At 71.9% G+C, this 19,599-nt stretch carries 20 protein-coding genes; 7 read left to right on the plus strand and 13 right to left on the minus strand.

Annotated elements, in window-relative coordinates; translation table 11 throughout:
- Window positions 1-43: 43 nt before the first annotated feature.
- The gene (locus H1W00_RS07060; RefSeq protein WP_181754934.1) at window positions 44-1,720 is read right to left on the minus strand and encodes a glycoside hydrolase family 13 protein; all 1,677 of its coding nucleotides are present in this window, start codon (window positions 1,718-1,720) and stop codon (window positions 44-46) included.
- 38 nt (window positions 1,721-1,758) lie between these two features.
- Between H1W00_RS07060 and ndk the strand changes: the two genes are divergently transcribed.
- Window positions 1,759-2,166, plus strand: coding sequence for a nucleoside-diphosphate kinase (gene ndk, locus H1W00_RS07065; protein WP_181754935.1), 408 nt, complete (start codon window positions 1,759-1,761; stop codon window positions 2,164-2,166).
- Between the two features lie 4 nt (window positions 2,167-2,170).
- Window positions 2,171-2,947 carry a 3-keto-5-aminohexanoate cleavage protein gene (locus H1W00_RS07070; protein ID WP_181754943.1) on the plus strand — a complete coding sequence of 259 codons (777 nt, stop codon included), beginning with the start codon at window positions 2,171-2,173 and terminating at the stop codon, window positions 2,945-2,947.
- On the opposite strand, the gene H1W00_RS07075 is transcribed toward H1W00_RS07070, so the two are convergent.
- Complete coding sequence (locus H1W00_RS07075) at window positions 2,936-4,375, minus strand: CotH kinase family protein (RefSeq protein ID WP_181754951.1); 1,440 nt, start codon at window positions 4,373-4,375, stop codon at window positions 2,936-2,938. The genes H1W00_RS07070 and H1W00_RS07075 overlap by 12 nt on opposite strands.
- Window positions 4,376-4,483: 108 nt before the next feature.
- On the opposite strand from H1W00_RS07075, the gene H1W00_RS07080 reads away from it, so the two are divergent.
- The gene (locus H1W00_RS07080) at window positions 4,484-5,791 is read left to right on the plus strand and encodes a DUF2079 domain-containing protein (protein ID WP_181754953.1); all 1,308 of its coding nucleotides are present in this window, start codon (window positions 4,484-4,486) and stop codon (window positions 5,789-5,791) included.
- Window positions 5,792-6,004: 213 nt separating this feature from the next.
- On the opposite strand, the gene H1W00_RS07085 is transcribed toward H1W00_RS07080, so the two are convergent.
- Genes H1W00_RS07085 through glpX form a run of 3 tightly spaced genes read right to left on the minus strand, consistent with a single transcriptional unit; the run spans window position 6,005 to window position 9,385 of the window.
- Entirely contained in the window at window positions 6,005-7,399 is a 1,395-nt protein-coding gene (locus H1W00_RS07085; protein WP_181754955.1) for a class II fumarate hydratase, read from the minus strand.
- A gap of 50 nt (window positions 7,400-7,449) precedes the next feature.
- Complete coding sequence (locus H1W00_RS07090) at window positions 7,450-8,373, minus strand: alpha/beta fold hydrolase (RefSeq protein WP_181754957.1); 924 nt, start codon at window positions 8,371-8,373, stop codon at window positions 7,450-7,452.
- Window positions 8,374-8,377: 4 nt separating this feature from the next.
- Window positions 8,378-9,385, minus strand: a complete 1,008-nt coding sequence (gene glpX / locus H1W00_RS07095; RefSeq protein WP_181754959.1) for a class II fructose-bisphosphatase — start codon at window positions 9,383-9,385, stop codon at window positions 8,378-8,380.
- 76 nt (window positions 9,386-9,461) lie between these two features.
- On the opposite strand from glpX, the gene H1W00_RS07100 reads away from it, so the two are divergent.
- Complete coding sequence (locus tag H1W00_RS07100; protein WP_181754961.1) at window positions 9,462-9,995, plus strand: DUF4245 domain-containing protein; 534 nt, start codon at window positions 9,462-9,464, stop codon at window positions 9,993-9,995.
- On the opposite strand, the gene H1W00_RS07105 is transcribed toward H1W00_RS07100, so the two are convergent.
- Together H1W00_RS07105 and xseA are read right to left on the minus strand one after the other, a co-directional pair.
- Window positions 9,962-10,192, minus strand: a complete 231-nt coding sequence (locus tag H1W00_RS07105) for an exodeoxyribonuclease VII small subunit (RefSeq protein WP_181754963.1) — start codon at window positions 10,190-10,192, stop codon at window positions 9,962-9,964. The two genes, H1W00_RS07100 and H1W00_RS07105, sit on opposite strands and share 34 nt — an antisense overlap.
- A complete protein-coding gene (xseA, locus tag H1W00_RS07110; protein WP_181754964.1) occupies window positions 10,185-11,408 on the minus strand; it encodes an exodeoxyribonuclease VII large subunit in 1,224 nt (407 codons plus the stop codon). Before xseA ends, H1W00_RS07105 begins: the two co-directional genes overlap by 8 nt.
- A 65-nt stretch (window positions 11,409-11,473) precedes the next feature.
- On the opposite strand from xseA, the gene H1W00_RS07115 reads away from it, so the two are divergent.
- Entirely contained in the window at window positions 11,474-12,463 is a 990-nt protein-coding gene (locus tag H1W00_RS07115) for a 4-hydroxy-3-methylbut-2-enyl diphosphate reductase (protein ID WP_181754966.1), read from the plus strand.
- Window positions 12,464-12,729: 266 nt separating this feature from the next.
- On the opposite strand, the gene ggt is transcribed toward H1W00_RS07115, so the two are convergent.
- The gene (gene ggt, locus H1W00_RS07120; protein WP_181754968.1) at window positions 12,730-14,559 is read right to left on the minus strand and encodes a gamma-glutamyltransferase; all 1,830 of its coding nucleotides are present in this window, start codon (window positions 14,557-14,559) and stop codon (window positions 12,730-12,732) included.
- Window positions 14,560-14,684: 125 nt separating this feature from the next.
- Between ggt and H1W00_RS07125 the strand changes: the two genes are divergently transcribed.
- Entirely contained in the window at window positions 14,685-15,089 is a 405-nt protein-coding gene (locus H1W00_RS07125) for a hypothetical protein (RefSeq protein WP_181754970.1), read from the plus strand.
- Here H1W00_RS07125 and H1W00_RS07130 read toward each other — a convergent pair.
- Together H1W00_RS07130 and H1W00_RS07135 are read right to left on the minus strand one after the other, a co-directional pair.
- Window positions 15,073-15,513, minus strand: coding sequence for a DUF6542 domain-containing protein (locus H1W00_RS07130; RefSeq protein ID WP_181754972.1), 441 nt, complete (start codon window positions 15,511-15,513; stop codon window positions 15,073-15,075). The two genes, H1W00_RS07125 and H1W00_RS07130, sit on opposite strands and share 17 nt — an antisense overlap.
- Window positions 15,514-15,515: 2 nt before the next feature.
- Window positions 15,516-16,592, minus strand: coding sequence for a DNA recombination protein RmuC (locus tag H1W00_RS07135; protein ID WP_181754974.1), 1,077 nt, complete (start codon window positions 16,590-16,592; stop codon window positions 15,516-15,518).
- Between the two features lie 102 nt (window positions 16,593-16,694).
- Here H1W00_RS07135 and H1W00_RS07140 point away from each other — a divergent pair, with 102 nt between their 5' ends.
- A complete protein-coding gene (locus tag H1W00_RS07140) occupies window positions 16,695-17,144 on the plus strand; it encodes a YdeI/OmpD-associated family protein (protein ID WP_206679981.1) in 450 nt (149 codons plus the stop codon).
- 4 nt (window positions 17,145-17,148) lie between these two features.
- Here H1W00_RS07140 and H1W00_RS07145 read toward each other — a convergent pair whose 3' ends face one another.
- The 3 genes from H1W00_RS07145 to H1W00_RS07155 are packed head-to-tail and all read right to left on the minus strand — an operon-like array spanning window position 17,149 to window position 19,554.
- On the minus strand, window positions 17,149-17,484 hold the full coding sequence (locus H1W00_RS07145) for an antibiotic biosynthesis monooxygenase family protein (protein WP_194956247.1): 336 nt from the start codon (window positions 17,482-17,484) through the stop codon (window positions 17,149-17,151).
- Window positions 17,472-18,230, minus strand: coding sequence for a 50S ribosomal protein L11 methyltransferase (locus H1W00_RS16820; protein ID WP_181754976.1), 759 nt, complete (start codon window positions 18,228-18,230; stop codon window positions 17,472-17,474). Before H1W00_RS16820 ends, H1W00_RS07145 begins: the two co-directional genes overlap by 13 nt.
- A gap of 37 nt (window positions 18,231-18,267) precedes the next feature.
- Entirely contained in the window at window positions 18,268-19,554 is a 1,287-nt protein-coding gene (locus tag H1W00_RS07155; RefSeq protein ID WP_181754978.1) for a lipase family protein, read from the minus strand.
- Window positions 19,555-19,599: the final 45 nt, after the last annotated feature.

The following is a 19,599-nucleotide window of genomic DNA, read 5'->3' on the forward strand; positions in this document are numbered from 1 at the left end:
GGCGGGTGGAAGAACGCCGCAAGTCCGGCGAAGGGGTGAACCTTCAGCCGGGGGCGATCCAAGCCGTGGTGTCGGTGGGCAGGCGGTGCCCGTCCAGCGGACCGCTCACGGCCAGGAGCTCGCCGTGGGGCAGATCGATCGGCTCCGCGCCGAAGTTCGTCACCACCTGCACGCGCCGACCGCCGGAGCCGACGACGGTGAACGCGAGGAGGTCGTCGGAGCCCTCCTGCCAGTGCAGCTCGCCACGGCCGAGGCCGTATTTGCGGCGCACGGTGAGCAGGCGCCGGTAGAACTCCAGCGTGCTGCCCGCGACGCCGTCCTGGCGGTTGGGCGCGAGGTCGCCGTAGACCTCCGGCTGAGGCAGCCAGCTGCGGCCGGTGGGGGAGAACCCGAACGCGGGCTGGTCGGCGTGCCACGGCACGGGAACGCGGCAGCCGTCGCGGCCGACGTCCTTGCCCTCGGTGCGCACGAACGTGGGGTCCTGGCGGACCTCGTCGGGCAGCGTCGTGGCCTCGGGCAGGCCGAGCTCCTCGCCCTGGTAGAGGTAGGCCGAGCCGGGCAGCGCGAGCATGACTCCCGTGGCGGCCCGCGCGCGGCGCAGGCCCAACTCCGCATCGGGCTGGGGGTCGTCGGGACCGATGCCCAGCACGCGGGTCGCCCGGTCGATGTCGTACGACAGGCGCGACGCGTGACGCGGCACGTCGTGGTTCGACAGCACCCACGTCTGCGGCGCGCCGACGGCCGCGGTGGCCTCGAGTGCGGAGGTGATGGAGTCCCGCTGGTGCTGCGCCCTCCACGGGGTCATGAGGTAGCCGAAGTTGAACGACTGGTGCAGCTCGTCCGGCCGGACGTACTTGGCCAGGGACTCCTCGGGCACGACCCACGCCTCGGCCACCAGGATGCGGTCGGCGTCCTGGCCCTCGACGCGGTACTCGTCGACGAGGCGGCGCCAGTCGCGGTAGACCTCGTGCACGGCGGGCTTGTCCCACATCGGCTGGGCGGAGGTCGGGTGGATCGCGAGGTCGTAGTCGTCGGGCGCGTCCGGCAGGCCGGGCTCCTTGTGCAGCCCGTGCGCCACGTCGATGCGGAACCCGTCGACGCCGCGGTCGAGCCAGAAGCGCAGGACCGAGCGGAACTCCTCCTGGACCTCCGGGTTGTTCCAGTCGAAGTCGGGCTGGCTGGGGTCGAACAGGTGCAGGTACCACTGGCCGGGCGTGCCGTCGGGGTTCTGCACGCGGGTCCACGCCGGGCCGCCGAAGTTGCTCTCCCAGTTGTTCGGCGGGAGGTCGCCGTTCTCGCCCCGGCCGTCGTGGAAGATGTAGCGCGCGCGCTCGGGGCTGCCGGGATCCGCCGCGAGGGCCTCCTGGAACCAGGCGTGCTGGTCGGAGGAGTGGTTCGGGACGAGGTCGACGATGACGCGCAGGCCCAGCTCGTGGGCGCGGGCGGCCAGTGCGTCGAAGTCGGCGAGCGTGCCGAACAGCGGGTCGACGTCGCGGTAGTCGGCCACGTCGTAGCCGGCGTCGTTCTGCGGGCTCGTGTAGAACGGCGACAGCCAGACGGCGTCGACGCCGAGCGCGACCAGGTGGTCCAGGTGCGCCGTGATGCCCGGCAGGTCGCCGATGCCGTCGCCGTCGGAGTCCGCCCACGAGCGCGGGTAGACCTGGTAGATCACGGCGTCCCGCCACCAGGCGGGGGTGGTGGTGTGGGTGCTGTCGACCATGGGAACTCCTTGGCGAGCGCGGGGGATAGGTTGGGCACATGACGCAGCGCACGCTTGTTCTCATCAAACCCGATGCCGTGGCCCGGGGCCTCGTGGGGGCCGTGCTCTCGCGGTACGAGGCCAAGGGATTGCGCATCGTGGCGATGGAGCACCGCGCGATCGACGCCGAGATGGCCGACGCCCACTACGCCGAGCACACCGAGCAGCCCTGGTACCCGCCGCTGCGCGAGTTCGCGGTGTCCGGCCCGCTCGTGGCCCTGGTGCTCGAGGGCGACGAGGCGATCGAGGTCGTGCGTGCGCTCAACGGCGTCACCGACGGCCGCAAGGCGGCGCCCGGCACGATCCGGGGCGACCTGTCGCTGTCCAACCGCGAGAACCTCGTGCACGCGTCGGACTCCGAGGAGTCCGCGGCGCGCGAGATGAGCCTGTGGTTCCCGGGGTTGTGACCCCATGGGCCCGCCGTTGATCCAGGCCTGCATCAACGGCGCGCGTCCTCCCGCCGCCCATCCGGCCCTGCCCGTCACCCCGGTCGAGATCGCCGCGGACATCGCGGCGGTCCTGCAGGCTGGGGCCGACGGCGTCCACGTCCACCCCAAGGACGTCGACGGGCTCGACACCCTCGATCCCGACGCCGTCGACGCCGTGATCACGGCGGCCCGGTTCGTCCTGCCCTCGAGGCCGATCGGCGTCACCACCGGCGCCTGGGCCCTGCGCGACCCGGCCGCACGGGTGGCGGCCGTCCGCCGCTGGAGCGTGCTGCCCGACCTCGCGTCGGTCAACTGGCACGAGTCTGGGTCCGAGGCGGTGACCGCGGCGCTGCTCGAGCGAGGGATCGGCGTGGAGGCGGGCCTGTGGACGGTCGACGACGTCCGGGAGTGGGCCGTGTCGCCCCTGCGCGACGAGGCCGTTCGTGTCCTCCTCGAGCTGCCCGAGGGGATCGGCGATGCCCAGGTCGTCATCCTCGCCCAGGAGATGCTCGACCTGGTGCGCGAGGTCGCGCCCTCCGTCCCGGTGCTGCTGCACGGCGAGGCGCACTCCGCCTGGCCGACGCTGCGTCATGCGCTGCGCCTCGGCCTGCAGACCCGCGTCGGGCTGGAGGACACCTTGCAGCTGCCGGACGGCTCGATCGCCCCGGACAACGCCGCCCTGGTCCGGGCTGCGCGGGCGTTCGCCGACCAGCAGGCGGTGGACGTCGGCCTGCCCGAGCAGGACGACTCAGCGGTCTGACGGAGCCCGCTCCGCGAACTCCCCGTCGAGCCACGCGACCCGCCGCTCCAGCCAGCGTCGCAGCAGGTCGACCTCGTTCCGCCAGCCCTCGCGCACGTCGACGGCCGGGTCGGAGTTCGCGAACACGTACACCTCGGGATCGTTGTCGAGGGCACTGGCGGCCACCGGCAGGCCGGGGCCGTCGACCTCCGGAGGGCTGAAGTTGTCGACCGCGTCGTCGGCGATCACGGCCGCGCGGTCGTCGACGAAGTCGCCGATGGTGGAGAGGTCCTCGGACACCGCGGTCCACCGCTGCGCCACGCGCCCGGCGAAGTCGGGGTCGGACATCAGCACGTTGAAGTAGTGGCCCTGCGGCTCGTTCCAGACCTGCGTGGGCGAGAACGCGCGACGCCAGGCGGGGTCGTCGCTGATCGCGTACCAGGACCGCTGCAGCCACCAGCCCTTCGGATGGTCCAGGCGCCAGGAGCCGTTCCGGCGATTGCCCTGCGAGGCCGAGAAGTCCCACGGAGGCCCCATCGCCAGCGTGCCGTCACCGCGCAGCACGAAGTACACGTCGTCGTAGAGCGGGCTGCCCAGGTTCTTGGTCACCTCGTTCAGCAGGTACCAGTCCACGAAGGAGTCGACGTCGATGCGGTCGCGGTAGCCGTTGTCGGGGAAGGCCGGGTCGTAGAGCAGGTCCTCCACGGCCTGGAAGCCCGCGGCCACCTCCTGCGGGTCGGCCTCCTCCGGGTCGGCAACGTGGACGCGCAGGCCTCGCTCGGTACTGAACCGCGGACCCTCGAGGTCGCGCGCGTCGGCCAGCAGCAGGACGTCGTCGTCGGCGAGCTCCGCGCGACCCTCCTGCGCGGTCGGGACCTCGCCGAACGAGTACAGGCCGCAGGGCGTGCCGTTGATCTCGAGGTTCGCCGGGACGAGTCGCGGTACCCAGTCGATCCCCAGGCGCCGGGCGATCTCCATCGCGGAGGCGGTGCGCAGCAGGGACCGGTCGGCGAACTCGTCGAGCAGCATCCAGTCGCGCGACGCCGGGAGCCCGAGCACGGAGGCGGGGTCGGCCAGCTCGACGGTGTACGGGCGCTTGAGGCCGTTGAACGGGTTGGCCGTCGCGGAGACGCGGACCTCGGCATCGAGCTCCTGCTGCTCCCCTTCGGAGGCGGTCACGGCCAGCTCGACGGACTGCGGGTCCGTGGCGCTCGTGACGAGGTCGCTGCACGGGGCGGCGGGCCCGGTGGCGAAGTCGTCGGTGGGGACGGTGAGCCGCACGGTGGCGACCCCGTCGACCTCCACCTGGGGCTGCTCGCTGGTCTCCTCGGCTGCCTCCGGGGCAGTGGCCTCGGGTGCCGCGCGGACGTTGACGACGATGACGAGCGCGAGGAGGGCCAGGGCCAGCAGGGCCGCCAGCGCCACGGCGGTCACTCTGGTCCGGCTCATGGTCCGACGATACGTCCCACGCGTCACGGGAGCACTCAGGAGCCCCCGGCGCCGAGACGGACGACGAAGGAACCGCAACCGAGGGTTACCGCCCGGTACGGTGTCGAGGTGAACCGATGGATGCCTTGGGTGTGGGCCGCGGTCGTCGGCCTGCTCTACAGCCTGATCTCCCTGCTGTCGTGGCGGCGACTGACCGTGAACTCGTGGGACAACGCGATCTTCGAGCAGGCCGTCAAGGCCTACTCGCGGTTCGAGGCGCCGATCGTGCCGGTGAAGGGACCCGGGTACAACATCCTGGGCGACCACTTCTCGCCGATCGACGCACTCCTCGCGCCGGCGTACTGGCTGTTCCCCTACGGGCAGACGCTGCTCGTCGCGCAGGGGCTGCTGATCGGCCTGTCGGTGGTGCCGATCACGCGCCTCGCGGTCGCCCGGCTCGGCCCGCGCGTGGGATGGACCATCGCGCTGATGTACGGATTGGCCTTCGGCTTCGGCAACGCCGTGGTGGCCGACTTCCACGAGGTCGCGTTCGCGGTGCCGATCCTGGCGATGGCGGGCGTGGCGTACGTGGAGCAGCGGTACAGCGCCGTCGTCTGGTGGTCGCTGCCGCTGCTGCTGGTCAAGGAGGACATGGGCGTCACCGTCGCCGCCGTGGGCGTGGCGCTGTGGCTCGCTGGCGAGCGCAGGCGCGGACTGCTGCTCGCCCTCGGCGGAGCCGTCGCGCTCGTGCTGGTCGTGTGGGTGATCATCCCGGCGTTCAACACCGGCGGCGGCTACGACTACACCGGCAACCTGGGCGGCGAGGTGGGAGTCTGGGAGACGCTCACCACGGAGGCCGACCGCAAGCTCCTGACTCTGCTGCTGACCTTCGGCGTCACCGGCTTCGCGGCGCTGTGGTCGCCGTGGGCCGTGGTCGCGGCTCCCACGTTCCTGTGGCGGTTCCTCGGCGACGTCGAGTACTACTGGGGCACGGAGTGGCACTACTCGATCGTCATCATGCCGATCGTGTTCGTCGCGATGATCGACGCGATCGGCAAGCGCCCGAGGCTGGAGTGGCCGGGTGTCGTGCTGGGCGCCGCGGTCAGCGGCTACCTGCTGGCCGGCGGGCCGGTGGTCAAGCTGCTTGAGCCCGAGACGTGGGACGCGTCGCCGCGGCGCGAGGCGATGCAGGAGGCGATCGCCACGATCCCCGAGGACGCCGTCGTCGAGACCGACATCGCGGTCCTGAAGTACCTCACCGGCAGCCACGACGAGGCCTACTGGATCGGCACGATCGGCGATGTCGTGCCCGACTACATCATCTTCGACCGCAACCTCACGCAGACGGATCCCATCCAGCACGGGGCCGAGCACGGTGCCTCGTACGAGGTCGTCTTCGAGCGCGACAACTACGTCGTCGCCCGCAAGGTCAGCTGATCTCGATACGCGGCTCGCTGCGCTCGCCAGCTACTCGATCACCGATGATCGGCGTCCGTTCTCGCTGGTGATCTCGATGTGCTGCTCGGTCACCGGGGCGGCGAGCCGGTGATCGAGTGCCGGCGAGCGGAGCGAGACGGTGTATCGAGATCAGGCACAACGACGAACGCCGCCCGCTCCCAAGGAGCAGGCGGCGTTCTCGGCTTCAGACCGTCAGGGGTGGGTCATGCTCATGACGTCCAGGGCGGCGTCGAGGTCGGCCTCGCTGATGTCGCCGCGCTCGACGTAGCCGTCCTCGATCACGACCTGGCGGATCGTCTTGCGCTCCTTGACCGACTTCTTCGCGATCGCGGCGGCGTTCTCGTAGCCGATGTGGCGGTTGAGCGGCGTCACGACGGACGGGCTCGACTCGGCCAGCTCGAGGCAGCGTTCGACGTCGGCGGTGATGCCGTCGATGCAGCGGTCGGCCAGCGTGGTGGAGGCGTTCGCGAGCAGGCGCATCGACTCCAGGATGTTGCGGCCGATCACCGGCAGCATCACGTTGAGCTCGAAGGAGCCGGAGGCACCGGCGAAAGCGATGGCGGCGTCGTTGCCGATGACCTGGGCGCACACCATGAGCGTGGCCTCGGGCAGGACCGGGTTGACCTTGCCGGGCATGATGCTCGAGCCGGGCTGCAGGTCGGGCAGGTGGATCTCGCCCAGACCCGTGCGCGGGCCCGAGCCCATCCAGCGCAGGTCGTTGTTGATCTTGACCAGGCTCACCGCGATGGTGCGCAGCTGGCCCGACATCTCGACGAGGCCGTCGCGGGCGCCCTGCGCCTCGAAGTGGTCGCGCGCCTCGGTCAGCGGCAGGCCGGTGCGCTCGGCGAGGATCTCGATGACGCGCTGCGGGAAGCCCTTCGGGGTGTTGATGCCCGTGCCCACGGCGGTGCCGCCGAGGGGGACCTCGGCCGTGCGGGGCAGCGAGGCCTCGACGCGCTCGATGCCGCGGCGGATCTGCGCGGCGTAGCCGGCGAACTCCTGGCCGAGGGTGACCGGCGTGGCGTCCATGAGGTGCGTGCGGCCGGACTTGACGACCTCGGCGAACTCAGTGGCCTTGGCCTCGAGGCTCGTCGCGAGGTGGTCGAGCGCGGGGATGAGGACCGTGAGGGCCGACTCGGTCGCGGCGACGTGGATCGACGTGGGGAACACGTCGTTGCTGGACTGCGAGGCGTTGACGTGGTCGTTCGGGTGGACCTCGATGCCCGAGTTCCTCGTCGCGAGGGTCGCGATGACCTCGTTCGTGTTCATGTTGCTCGAGGTGCCCGAGCCGGTCTGGAAGACGTCGATCGGGAAGTGCGCGTCGTGGGCGCCGGTGGCGACCTCGTCGGCGGCGGCGACGATCGCGTCGGCCATCGCCTGGTCGAGGATGCCGAGCTCGGCGTTCGCGGTCGCGCAGGCGGCCTTGATCTGCGCCAGCGCGCGGATCTGCGCCGACTCGATGGGCGTTCCGGAGATCGGGAAGTTCTCGACGGCGCGCTGCGTCTGGGCGCGATAGAGGGCGTCGGCGGGGACCTTGACCTCGCCCATGGTGTCGTGCTCGATGCGCCACTGAGTGTTGTCGGTCATGCCTCGCACCTTAGTGGGCCGCGGTCGTCAGGACGTTGAGAGGTCGGGCCTCAGCGGGTGCGGGCGGCGGTGGCCGCGATGGCGTCGACGAAGGTCCCGTACAGCTGGGCGGGCAGGTCGTGGCCCATGCCGGCGATCTCGAGCAGCTCGGCCCCATCGATGGCCGCGGCGGTGGCCCGGCCGCCCGAGCGGTGCACGAGCAGGTCCTTCGAGCCGTGGATCACCTGGGTGGGCACCGTGACCGCGCCGAGGCGCTCGGTGCGGTCGGGCTGGGTGAGCACGGCGAGCATGTGGCGCGAGACGCCGCTGGCGATCCAACCCCGGTCGTAGGTCTCCAGGGCGCGGGCGTGAGCCACGTCGTCGGGGGTCGGGAACGCGGGGGAGGCCACCGCCTTGCCGTTCCTGACCGAGAGCTCGGCGTACTCGGGGCGGGTGCGGCCCGCCGACGCGAGCATCGTGCGCATGATCAGCGGGTGGATCCAGCCGACGCGGCGGCGACCCGTGGTGGACATGATCGACGTGAGCGAGCGGACCCGGTCGGCGTGCTCGACCGCGAGGGTCTGCGCGATCATGCCGCCCATCGAGACCCCCACGACGTGGGCCGCGTCGATGCCGAGGTGGTCCAGCAGTGCCGCGGCGTCGTCGGCGAGGTCGTCGAGCCCGTAGGGCGCCGAGCCGCGGCCGAGGTAGGCCTTCACGATGTCGGTCCGGGACACCCGGTGGTGGCGCAGTTTCGTGGAGCGGCCGGTGTCGCGGTTGTCGAACCGGATCACGTGGAAGCCGCGGGCGGCCAGCTGCACGCAGAACGCCTCGGGCCACCATGTCATCGGGCCGCCGAGCCCCATGATCAGCAGGACCGGCTCGTCGCCGGGGTCGCCGAAGGTCTGGTGGCACAGGTCGAGCCCGCTGGGCAGGTGCGCGAACGACTCCTCGGAGACCGCAACGGACTCCTCGCGCGCCGGCCCTGGACCCATCGGCTCAGTGCTCGTAGTCGATGGAGGAGAAGGCCATCAGCTTCTGCAGGCGGTGCTCGCTGCGGATCGTGCGGATCGTGCCCGAGCGGGACCGCATGACGATCGACTCGGTGGTGGCGCTGCCGGCGCCGTACCGCACGCCGCGCATGAGGTTGCCCGTCGTGATGCCGGTGGCGACGAAGAAGCAGTCGTCGGCGGTGACGAGGTCCTCGGTGGACAGGATCCGGTCGAGGTCGTGGCCCGCGTCGATCGCGCGCTGGCGCTCCTCGTCGTCCACGGGAGTGAGGCGGCCCTGGATGACGCCGCCGAGGCACTTCATCGCGACCGCGGTGATGATGCCCTCGGGCGTTCCACCGATGCCCAGCAGCAGGTCGACGCCGGAGTCGGGGCGGGCCGCGGTGATGCCGCCGGCGATGTCGCCGTCGGCGATGAACTTGATGCGGGCGCCGGTCTCGCGGATCTCGTGGACGAGTGCGTCGTGGCGGGGGCGGTCGAGCACGCAGACCGTGACGTCCTCGACGTCGAGGCCCTTGGCCTTGGCGACGATGCGGATGTTCTCGGCGGCGGGGAGGCGGATGTCGACCTTGTCGGCGGCCTCGGGGCCGGCGATGAGCTTCTCCATGTAGAAGACCGCGGAGGGGTCGTACATCGAGCCGCGCGGTGCGACGGCCATGACCGAGATGGCGTTGGGCAGGCTCTTGGCCGTGAGGGTGGTGCCGTCGATCGGGTCGACGGCGACGTCGCACTCGGGGCCGGTTCCGTCGCCGACGTGCTCGCCGTTGTAGAGCATGGGCGCGTCGTCCTTCTCGCCCTCGCCGATCACGACGACGCCGTCCATCGCGACGGTGTTGATCATCGACCGCATCGCGTTGACCGCGACGCCGTCGGCGCCGTTCTTGTCGCCCCGCCCGACCCAGCGGCCGGCGGCCATGGCCCCGGCTTCGGTCACCCGGACGAGGTCCAGGGCGAGGTTGCGGTCGGGGGCGGCCTCAGCGGGCTTCAGTCGGTCCACGCGGTCATCCTATCGGGCACGAAGGCTAGGCTGGCCAGCGCGACCGAACGGTTCTTCCCGGCACGACAGGAGCACGATGAGCGGGTACTCGCGCGGCAATCCGGCGATGGGCGACGTGGTGCGCTCGGTCCTCGTGCTCGGTGCCATCGTGGTGGGCCTGTTCCTGTTCGGCCGGCTCTTCACCGAGACGCCCGACAACCCCACCTCCGAGGTCGACTGGCGCGGTGCCGCGTCGGGCGTGGAGGTGCGCGCCGGATTCGTGCCCCTCGTTCCCACCGAGCTGCCCGAGCGCTGGCGCGCCACACGGGCCGAGCTGATCGACGACCGCTGGCAGCTGAACGTGGTCACCGACGAGGGCGACTACGTGGGCCTGACGCAGCGGATCGGCGAGGCCGACGACCTGCCGAACCTCGTGGAGGACCGCGCGGCCGGCAGCACGCCCGACGGCGAGCAGAAGATCGCGGGCACGACGTGGCAGGTGTTCTCCGGACCCGACGACGCCGTCACCTTCGGCGCGGTCGTGGGCACCGATCTCGTGGTGGTCACCAGCGGCGCCGAGCGCCCCGTGGTGGAGGACTACGTGGCCTCGCTGGAGCCCTTCGCGTCCTGACCCGGGTCGATCCGGGCCCGCGCGCCGTCGAGCCAGCGCTGGCACGCCTCGGCGAGCGCCTCGCCGCGCTCCCACAGCGCCAGCGACTCCTCGAGCGTCGTACCTCCGGTCTCGAGACGCTGGACGATCGAGACCAGCTCGTCGCGGGCCTGCTCGTAGGAGAGCTCGGCCGGGTCGGTGGGCGTGGGTTCACTCATGCGGGTGCTCCTGCAGGTCGGTGACGCGGACGGTGGCGTGACCGTCGGTGAGGTGGAGGACGAGGTCGTCGCCGGCGGCGAGCGTCTCGACGGACGTGACGGCCCGGCCCGACGGGTCGAGGGCGACGGCGTAGCCGCGCTGCATCGTGGCCAGGGGCGAGAGGGCGCGAACGCGGGCCAGGTGGTGGCCGACCTCGTCGTGGGCCCGGTTCAGCCGGGCGCGCATCGCCAGCCGGGCGCGCTCGCGCTGCGCGGAGACCACGTCCTGCTGCGTGTCGACGAAGGCCGCGGGGGAGCGGAGCACGGGTCGGCTGCGCAGGGCGGCGAGCCCGGCCGCCTCGCGGTGCAGGTGGGCGGCGACAGCCTGGCGGGCTCGTTCGCGGGCGGTGGCCAGCCCGGCCAGCTCGTCGCCGACGTGGGGCACGACGCGCTTCGCCGCGTCGGTGGGGGTGGAGGCGCGCAGGTCGGCGACGAGGTCGAGCAGTGGCACGTCGGGCTCGTGCCCGATCGCGCTGACGACGGGCGTGGTGGCGCCGTGCACGGCCCGCACGAGCGCCTCGTCGGAGAAGGGGAGCAGGTCCTCGAGCGAGCCGCCGCCGCGGGCGATGACGATGACGTCGACGTGCTCGGCCGCGTCGAGCTCGCGCAGGGCCCCGATGACCGCCATCGCCGACTGCGACCCCTGCATCAGCGCGTGGCGCACCTCGATCGAGGCGCCGGGCCAGCGGTCGTGAACGTTCTGCAGGACGTCGCGCTCGGCGGCCGAGCCCTTGCCCGTGACCAGCCCGATGGAGCGGGGCAGCAGCGGCAGCGGGCGCTTCCAGCGGGCCTCGAACAGGCCCTCGGCGGCCAGCAGCTGGCGGCGCCGCTCGAGCTGGGCGAGCAGCTCGCCCTCCCCGGTGGGGCGAATCTCCAGCAGCTTGAGCGAGAGGCGGCCGTTGGGCGAGTAGAACTCGGGCTTGGCGTGCACGATCACACGGGTGCCGTCGGTGATCGGGGTGGCGCTGGACTCGATCACGGCGCGGAACGCGATGGCACTGATGCTCATCGTGGCGGTGAGGTCGCGCAGGGTGAGGTAGTAGGTGTTGCCGCTCAGCTTCGGCTGGACGACCTCGGCCTCGACCCACACCGCGCCGAGGCGCGCGATCCAGCCCTGCAGCGCCAACGAGATGGAGCGCAGGGGAGCCGGGTTGTCCGCGCTCGTCTCCAGGGCCATGCGCCCACCCTATGAGGCGGCGCCGACGCTGCGGTCGTCATCGGCGGGTCGGTAGGCTGGGCGACATGTCCACTCAGGTCAATCTCGGCATGCCCGGAACGTCGGGCCAGGTTCTCTTGGCCGACCCGCGAGGTTACTGCGCGGGCGTCGACCGAGCGGTCATCACCGTCGAGAAGGCGCTCGACCTCTACGGCGCGCCCGTCTACGTGCGCAAGCAGATCGTGCACAACAAGCACGTGGTGAACGACCTCGCCGCGCGTGGCGCGATCTTCGTGGAGGAGCTCGACGAGGTGCCGCACGGCGCCACCGTCGTGTTCAGCGCGCACGGCGTCTCGCCGGCCGTCCACGCCGAGGCCTCCGAGCGCAGCCTCAAGACGATCGACGCCACCTGCCCGCTGGTCACCAAGGTGCACCACGAGGCGCGCCGCTTCGCCGCCGACGACTACCGCATCCTGCTGATCGGGCACGCCGGTCACGAGGAGGTCGAGGGCACCGCGGGCGAGGCTCCCGAGCACATCACCCTGGTCGAGCACCCCGATGACGTCGACGGCCTCGAGTTCCCCGAGGGCACCCGGCTGAGCTGGCTGAGCCAGACCACCCTGAGCGTCGACGAGACGATGGAGACCGTCCGCCGCCTGCGCGAGAAGTTCCCGCAGCTGGAGGATCCGCCCAGCGACGACATCTGCTACGCCACCCAGAACCGCCAGGTCGCGGTGAAGGAGATCGCCAAGGACGCCGATCTGGTGATCGTCGTGGGCTCGTCGAACTCGTCGAACTCCGTGCGCCTCGTCGAGGTCGCGCTCGAGGCCGGCGCCAAGGCGTCGTACCGCATCGATGACATCACCGAGATCGACGAGGCGTGGCTCGAGGGCGTCAGCACCGTGGGCGTCACCTCCGGCGCCTCGGTCCCCGACGACCTCGTGCAGGACGTACTCGGCTACCTCGGCGAGCGCGGCATCGGCAACGCCAAGGCCATCCGCACCGCCGACGAGTCGCTCATCTTCGCGCTGCCGCCCGAGCTGCGCCGCGACATGAAGGCCGCCGCGCAGGCCTGACGCCTCGGTGGTCGTTATCGAGACCACCATCTGTGTGATCTCGATACACCGTCTCGCTGCGCTCGCCGGCACTCGATCAGCGAGGCCGCTCCGGGTGGTCGAGTGCCCGCGAGGAACGAGCGGGTGTATCGAGACCACGTGATCTCGATACGCCCCCGCAAGCGGGAGGTGCCCCCACGTCTCGCTGCGCTCGCCGGCACTCGATCAGCGAGGCCGCTCCCGGTGGTCGAGTGCCCGCGAGGAACGAGCGGGTGTATCGAGACCAGTCAGCGACGACGGACCGGCTTCACCACCAGGGCGGTGCCGCCGCCCCGGCGCTGCGGCTCGGCCGCTGCGGTGATGAGGCCGCGGCGATCCACCTCGATCGTGGCGGCCGCCCCGATCTCGGCGGCCGACGTGAACGTGTCGCCCGACGGCACCAGTCGCTGACCGAACGGCGCGAGGTCGTCCGCGTACTGCTCGATGAAGGCCGGCTCGGCCGGGGTCGTGGCCGCGTTGCGCTGCGAGGCCCGCGGTGCCGCCACCGCCTCGGGCAGTGTCATGCCGAGGTCGATCCGGTTCATCAGGATCTGCAGAACGGTCGTGATGATCGTGGCGCCACCGGGGGAGCCCACCACGAACCGCACCTGGCCGTTCTTGGTGACGATCGTGGGCGACATCGACGAGCGCGGTCGCTTGCCCGGCTCGATCCGGTTCGGGTCGGTCGCGACGTACGTGGTGCTGAAGTCGGTCAGCTCGTTGTTCAGCAGGAACCCGCGACCGGGGACGGTGATGCCCGAGCCGCCGGTCTGCTCGATCGTGAGCGTGTACGCCACCGCGTTGCCCCACTTGTCGACCACGGACAGGTGGGTGGTGGAGACGTTCTCGGTGTCGCGCATCTCCTCGAAGGCCGTCGTGCCGCATCCGGAGCCGTCCAGCGCGCCGGCCGGGACCGGGCGGGTGGACGCCTGGTTCGGGTCGATGGTGCAGTCACGCGAGTCGGCGAACCGCTGGCTCAGCAGCGTGCGTGTCGGCACGTCGACGAACGCCGGGTCGCCCAGGTAGGCGGCACGATCGGCGAAGGCCCGGGCCGAGGCCTCGAGGTAGAGGTGCAGGCTCTGGCCGATCCGGGCGCCGCCGCCGAGACGGTGGTTCTCCAGGATGTTGAGTGCCTCGCCGACGGCGATGCCGCCGGACGACGAAGGCGCCATGCCGTAGACGTCGTAGCCGCGGTAGTTGACCTTCGTGGGCTTCTGAAGGCGCACGGAGTAGCCGGCGAGGTCGCGCGTGGTCATCGACCCGGGCGGCACCGGCAGCGTGGTGTCGGGGCTCTTGGGCGGAGCCTGGACGGTGCGAGCGATGTCCTCGGCGAGCGCTCCGCGGTAGAACGCCTGCGGTCCGCGCCGCGCGATGAGCGCGTAGGTCCGGGCGAGGTCGGGGTTGCGGAAGCGCGAGCCGACGACCGGCAGCTGGCCACCCGGCAGGAACAGCCGCGCGGTCTCGGGGAAGGCGGCGAAGCGCGTCGCGTTGTCCTTCGTCTGGTTCTGGAAGGTCTGGTCCACCGTGAAGCCCCGCGCGGCGAGCGAGGTGGCCGGCGCCAGGTTCCGCTTGAGGGAGCGCTTGCCGAACAGGCGGGTCGCCTTGTCCCACGTGGCGACCGTGCCGGGGACGCCGACGGAGACGCCGGAGGAGACCAGATCGGCGAAGGGGCGCGGCTGATTCGTCGCCGGGTCGTAGAACGTGGTGGGGGTGACGCCCGCCGGAGCGGTCTCGCGGCCGTCGATCGTCGTCACCCTGCCGGTGCGGCCGTCGCGGAACACGAAGTAGCCGCCTCCGCCGACACCGGCGCTGTAGGGCTCCGTGACGCCGAGCGCGGCGGCGGTGGCCACGGCGGCATCGGCCGCGTTGCCCCCGGACTTGAGGACGGAGAGTCCGACCTGGCTCGCGTCACGGTCGACCGAGCTGACGGCACCGCCGTAGCCGTAGGCCGTGGGGCCCGCGGTGGTGGGGCGATCGGGGTGGTGGCCCCCGCGGGCCTGGGCCGGTGACTGCAGGGCCACCGCGCCGGCGGCCAGGGTGAGGGCCGACAGGGCGGCGACGGAACGGCGGACGAACATGGGTTCCCCCCGGAAAGTGGTCGTCCTGCCACGGTAGGTCTCGCCCGGCAACCGGGCAACCGGGTCGTTAGGGTGGAGGGCCGCCTCGGGGAGGGGCGCGCCCGTACCGAGCGAAGGGGAGTTCCATGCGCCGCGACCAGACGCTGCTGCTGACCAAGGTGATCTCGTGCGTGGTCGCCGCGGGGGTGCTCCTGTACCTGCCGATCCTCATCGACGAGTCCGACGATCCGGAGCCCGGCCTGCTCTTCCTGACGCTGCTGATCTCCGGCATGGTCGCCGGCGTTCCCGTGCTGGTCAGCGCGGTCGTGCACGGGTGGGCGGGTCGCGCCGACACGTGGACGCCGTTGGTGGCGTCGGCGGCCACCGTGGCCGCGACGGTCATCCTGCTGACGAAGGGCGGTCGGGTCGCGAACCTGCTTCCCACGGCGTTCGTCCTCATCGCGCTCTTCACCGCGCTGATGTTCGTCGGGCTGTGGGTGGCGCGCCGCGTGTCGGGCGGCGGCGCAAAGGGGATCAGCGCCGAGCGCTGAGGATCCGCGCCACGATCACGGCGATGGCCAGGGCGTGCCCGATCAGCAGGGGCACGCCGTGGGCGATCGTCGCGTTGAGCGTCAGGCCGAACACGCCGGTGGTCTCGGGCAGCCCCTCGATCACGATCGCGTCGGGGACGACGGAGGCGAGCACCAGCAGGGCACCGACCAGCAGCACCGGCGGCAGGACGCCGACGGTGAAAAGCCCACGCTCCTGCACCGCGGCGGCGGCCGTGAGGACCACCAGGACGAAGCCGACGGCGAAGGCCGGGCCGAGACGGCCGTCGATGAGGTCGAGCCCCGTGACGGCGGCGAGGGTGAGCACGGCGCACACGACTGTGGCACGCGGCGTCAGGTCGTACCTGGAGGCCGCGGCCGGAGTCCTGGCCAGGGCCATGACGGCGCCGGCTGCCGGCGAGCTCATGGTCATGAACTTAGTTCATCGAGCAGCTCGGGCGCGGTCATGACGCGGGGTGTCGCCTCGATCACACGCGGGTGGAACGGCGGGGTGTCGTCGACCTTCAGGTCGTGCAGTCGCCGGGCGCTGACGAGCAGGCGCGACTCCACCGAGGCGACCGTGTCGTTGTACGAGCGCACGGCGCGCTCGAGCGACGATCCGAGCCGGTCCACGTGGCCGGCGACCGTGCCGAGGCGCTCGTAGAGCTCGCTGGCGACGCGGTGGATCTCGCGGGCGTTCTCCGCGAGCGACTCCTGCGTCCACGCGAGGGCGACCGTGCGCAGCAGTGCCACCAGCGTGGTGGGGGAGGCCAGCACGACCTGCCGCTCGGCCGCGTGCTCCAGCAGCCCCGTGTCGGCCTCGAGGGCCGCCGAGAGGAAGGACTCGCCGGGCACGAACAGCACGACGAACTGGGGCGCGGAGTCGAACTGGCGCCAGTAGGACTTGGCCGCGAGCTGGTCGACGTGGCCGCGCAGCTGGCGGGCGTGCCGGTCGAGGTGGGCCTCGCGGGCATCGGGGTCGTCGCTGGCCGTGGCGTCGAGGAAGGCGTCGAGCGGCACCTTCGCGTCGACGACGATGTCGCGGCCGCCGACCAGCCGCACGACCATGTCGGGGCGCAGGCGACCGTCGTCGGTGGTGACTTGGAGGTCGAAGTCGCAGTGCTGGGTCATGCCGGCGAGCTCGGCGGTGCGCCGCAGGTGCATCTCGCCCCAGCGGCCGCGGACCTCGGGTCGGCGCAGGGCGGTGGACAGCGAGGCGGTCTCGCGGCGCAGGGCCTCGCCCGTGACGCGCACAGACTCCACCTGCTCGCGCAGCTGGGCGTGCCACTCGATGCGGCTGGACTCGAGGTCGCGCAGCCGCGTGTCGAAGCGGTCGAGGCTCTCGCGGACCGGCGCGACGGCGCGGGACGTGGCGGTGGCGGCGATCTCGACGTCGTGCGCCGACGCGGTGCGCGTGCGGGTGCCGAGGAGGTAGCCGAGCGCGCCGGCGAGGCCGGCGACCAGGAGCAGGACGAGCAGCGCGGTCAGGCTGGGGAAGGTGGCCATGCGGCCATGGTGGCGGCGGGCACCGACAGTTCCCGTGGAGCGGTGGACACGGTGCGGTCGGGCGGGTCACGATCGAGGCACCCGGCGCACCCAGGAGGCACCATGCCGAAGATGACACTCACGATCAGCACGACGCTGGAGCCGCGCGGCCCCGCGGCGGCGGTGATCCTCACCGACCAGCAGGTCGCCTCGTTCGGCGCCGGCAAGTCGTTCCCCGTGCGGATCACGATCGGTGGAGTCACCGAGCCGGCGCGCCTCGCCCGGATGGATGCGGAGAACCTGATCGGCCTCAGCAAGGCCAAGCGGGAGGCGCTCGGCGTGGAGATCGGGGACGAGGTGGACGTGCGGATCGAGCTCGACGACGCTCCTCGTGAGGTCGACGTGCCCGATGCGCTCGCGGAGGCGCTGGCCGCGGCGGGACTGCGGGAGGCCTTCGATGCGCTGGCCTACTCGCACCGCAAGGAGCACGCGCGCTCGGTGGAGGAGGCGAAGAAGGACGACACGCGGGAGCGCCGAGTCCAGAAGGTCCTCGACGCCCTCCGCGGGTCGTGAGGGGTCAGCCCTGCGAGAGGTCGGCGACCTCGTAGCTCCAGACCTCGCTGTGGGTGGACACCGGCTTCGGCGCCTCGCCGCCCGATCGCTCGGACTCCGAGCGGTGTCCGTGGCCGAACGCGGGGGAGCTCAGCCACGCCTGGAACGACTCCTCGTCGCGCCAGCGGGTGACGACGAGCCACTGCTCGCGGTCGTCGGTGGGCTTGAGGAGCTCGAACCCCTCGAAGCCCTCCTGGCCGTCGACGGCTCCGGCGCGCTTCGCGAAGCGGTGGGCGAGCTCGTCGCCGGCGGACGTGGGCACGGTGATGGCGTTGATCTTGATGACGGTCACGCCAGCCATGATCCCACCGACTCCGGATCCAGGACCAGCACGGCGTCCTCGTCGTCCTGCCAAGCGATGCGGCCCGGGACGTGCGCGGCCTGCTCGACCGAGAGCAGGGTGACGAACGCGCCGCCGGGCGCGAGCCAGGCGGCGAGCGGCGCGACGACGGCGCGCAGGTGGTCGAGCCCGTCCCCACCGCCGTCGACCGTCGAGCGCGGCTCGTGGGCGCGGAAGTCGGGGTGGATGCCGTCGACGCGCGTGCTGGGGACGTGGGGGAGGTAGCCGACCGCGAGGTCGATCCGTCCGCGCAGGCGGCGCGGCAGGCCGTTCCACCAAGAGCCGTGGTGGGCGCTGAAGCCGAACCGGCGGCCGTTCGCGCGGGCCACCACGACCGCGGTGGGGTCGAGGTCGACGGCGTGGATCTGGGCGGCGGGCAGCAGCCGGGTCATCGCCGCGGCCAGTACCCCGGACCCGCAGCCGAGGTCGACGACGATGCGGGCTCTGGGTCGGTGGGCGGCTGCCGCCTCGGGGATCGCCTCGGCCCGGCGGCGCGGGACGAACACGCCCTCGGCGACCGCGACGGTGACGCCGTCGAACTCGGCCACGCCCACGGCCTGCTCGAGCGGGACGCCGGCGACCCGGGCCGTGACCGCGCGCTCGACGTCGCCGGGGTCGACGAGGTGGCGGCGCACGAAGGCGGCCTCGCGCTCGGCGAACACACAGCCCGCGGCGCGCAGCCGGGCGATGATCGGGTCGCTCTCCACGACTCGATCATCGCCCGGTCGGCTCATCGTGCTGCCGTCAGGGCAGCAGCCACAGGGAGCTGCAGTTCGACCTCACGGACTTGCCCGTCAGACGGTCGGCGAGCCAGTCGTGGGTCTGACCCAGGCGCGTGATGGCTGGACCGAGGTGGTTGAGCGCCGTGCCGCCGGTGCCGACGAGCTGCACCACGGGGGTGTAGGTGACGTTCACGCCCTTCGCGCACCAGTCCTTCGCCAGCTGCTTGGCCTGCGCGTGGTCGACGATGTCGTCCTTCGTGCCCGTGAGCACCTGCACCGGCACGTTCGGCTTGAGGCGGCCGATCCGCTGGGCGTCGACGGGGGCGCGCAGCGCGGGGTCGGCCTTGACGATGTCGTACAGCGACTGGCCCGTGGTGGTCCACTTCGAGGTCTTCTGGAACCCGTAGGAGAACAGCGTCCCGCCGATGCACTGGGTCTTGACCTTCTCCAGCGCCTCCTTGCCGGCCGGCGTCGCCAGCTGGTCGAGCGCGCCCTGCAGCTCGGGGTGGTACGGCGTGATGCCGTTGATCGCGTACGCGATGACGCCCGTGAGGTCGGTGCCGTCGGCGGACTTCAGCACCTCGACCAGGTTCGCCGGGGGAGCGCCCGCGTAGGCGCCCTTCAGGTTCAGCTCGGGGGCGTAGGTGGGGGCGAGCTCGGCCGCGGAGCCGGCGGCGCCGCCACCCTGGGAGTAGCCGTAGAGGCCGATCGGCGACGACGTCGTGACCGACGTGTCGGGCAGGTTCAGCGCGGCGCGGGCGGCGTCGAGCAGGGCCTGGCCCATGTCGAGTCGGTTCGTGTAGGTGTGCACGCGGTCGGTGGTGCCCAGGCCGATGTAGTCGGTCAGGACGACGGCCATGCCGCGGTTGAGGAAGTCGTGGATGCTCGGGATCTCGTAGCCGATGCCGAACTCGTCGCCCTCGACGTTGAGGAAGGTCTCGAGCGACTTGGAGGGGGCGCACGCGTCGCCCTGTCCCTGCGTGCCGGCGGCGACCGCGACCAACGGGCGGGGGCCGGTGCCGGTCCACTTCTTCGTGGGCTCGATGTACGCTCCGCTCACGGCGGCGGGAGCGCCGGCCTCGTCGGTGGAGGTGTACATGATCCGCGTGGCCTTGCCCGGAAGGTAGAGGCCGTTGAGGGTCAGCGCGAGCTTCATCGGCTCGGTGCGGATGACCGTGCCCTTGCCGGCCGGGAGGTCCGCGGGCGGGTCGTAGAACGTGGGCGCGGCGGTGGCCTGGGGTGCCGCGGCGAGGCCGGCGACGAGGGCGCCGGCGGCCGCAAGGCCGAGGAATCTTGCAGAACGGAACACGGGGTACTCCCAAGTAATGTGACGCTGGTCACGCGAAAGGTATCA

Origin of the sequence: Aeromicrobium phoceense (assembly GCF_013868155.1) — a bacterium.
GTDB classification, from domain to species: domain Bacteria; phylum Actinomycetota; class Actinomycetes; order Propionibacteriales; family Nocardioidaceae; genus Aeromicrobium; species Aeromicrobium phoceense.

Coding starts and splice junctions, on each gene's coding strand:
- H1W00_RS07060 (WP_181754934.1), bottom strand. CDS start 1,720: ATGGTCGACAGCACCCACACCACCACCCCCGCCTGGTGGCGGGACGCC.
- ndk (WP_181754935.1), top strand. CDS start 1,759: ATGACGCAGCGCACGCTTGTTCTCATCAAACCCGATGCCGTGGCCCGG.
- H1W00_RS07070 (WP_181754943.1), top strand. CDS start 2,171: ATGGGCCCGCCGTTGATCCAGGCCTGCATCAACGGCGCGCGTCCTCCC.
- H1W00_RS07075 (WP_181754951.1), bottom strand. CDS start 4,375: ATGAGCCGGACCAGAGTGACCGCCGTGGCGCTGGCGGCCCTGCTGGCC.
- H1W00_RS07085 (WP_181754955.1), bottom strand. CDS start 7,399: ATGACCGACAACACTCAGTGGCGCATCGAGCACGACACCATGGGCGAG.
- H1W00_RS07090 (WP_181754957.1), bottom strand. CDS start 8,373: ATGGGTCCAGGGCCGGCGCGCGAGGAGTCCGTTGCGGTCTCCGAGGAG.
- H1W00_RS07100 (WP_181754961.1), top strand. CDS start 9,462: ATGAGCGGGTACTCGCGCGGCAATCCGGCGATGGGCGACGTGGTGCGC.
- H1W00_RS07105 (WP_181754963.1), bottom strand. CDS start 10,192: ATGAGTGAACCCACGCCCACCGACCCGGCCGAGCTCTCCTACGAGCAG.
- xseA (WP_181754964.1), bottom strand. CDS start 11,408: ATGGCCCTGGAGACGAGCGCGGACAACCCGGCTCCCCTGCGCTCCATC.
- H1W00_RS07115 (WP_181754966.1), top strand. CDS start 11,474: ATGTCCACTCAGGTCAATCTCGGCATGCCCGGAACGTCGGGCCAGGTT.
- ggt (WP_181754968.1), bottom strand. CDS start 14,559: ATGTTCGTCCGCCGTTCCGTCGCCGCCCTGTCGGCCCTCACCCTGGCC.
- H1W00_RS07125 (WP_181754970.1), top strand. CDS start 14,685: ATGCGCCGCGACCAGACGCTGCTGCTGACCAAGGTGATCTCGTGCGTG.
- H1W00_RS07130 (WP_181754972.1), bottom strand. CDS start 15,513: ATGAGCTCGCCGGCAGCCGGCGCCGTCATGGCCCTGGCCAGGACTCCG.
- H1W00_RS07135 (WP_181754974.1), bottom strand. CDS start 16,592: ATGGCCACCTTCCCCAGCCTGACCGCGCTGCTCGTCCTGCTCCTGGTC.
- H1W00_RS07140 (WP_206679981.1), top strand. CDS start 16,695: ATGCCGAAGATGACACTCACGATCAGCACGACGCTGGAGCCGCGCGGC.
- H1W00_RS07145 (WP_194956247.1), bottom strand. CDS start 17,484: ATGGCTGGCGTGACCGTCATCAAGATCAACGCCATCACCGTGCCCACG.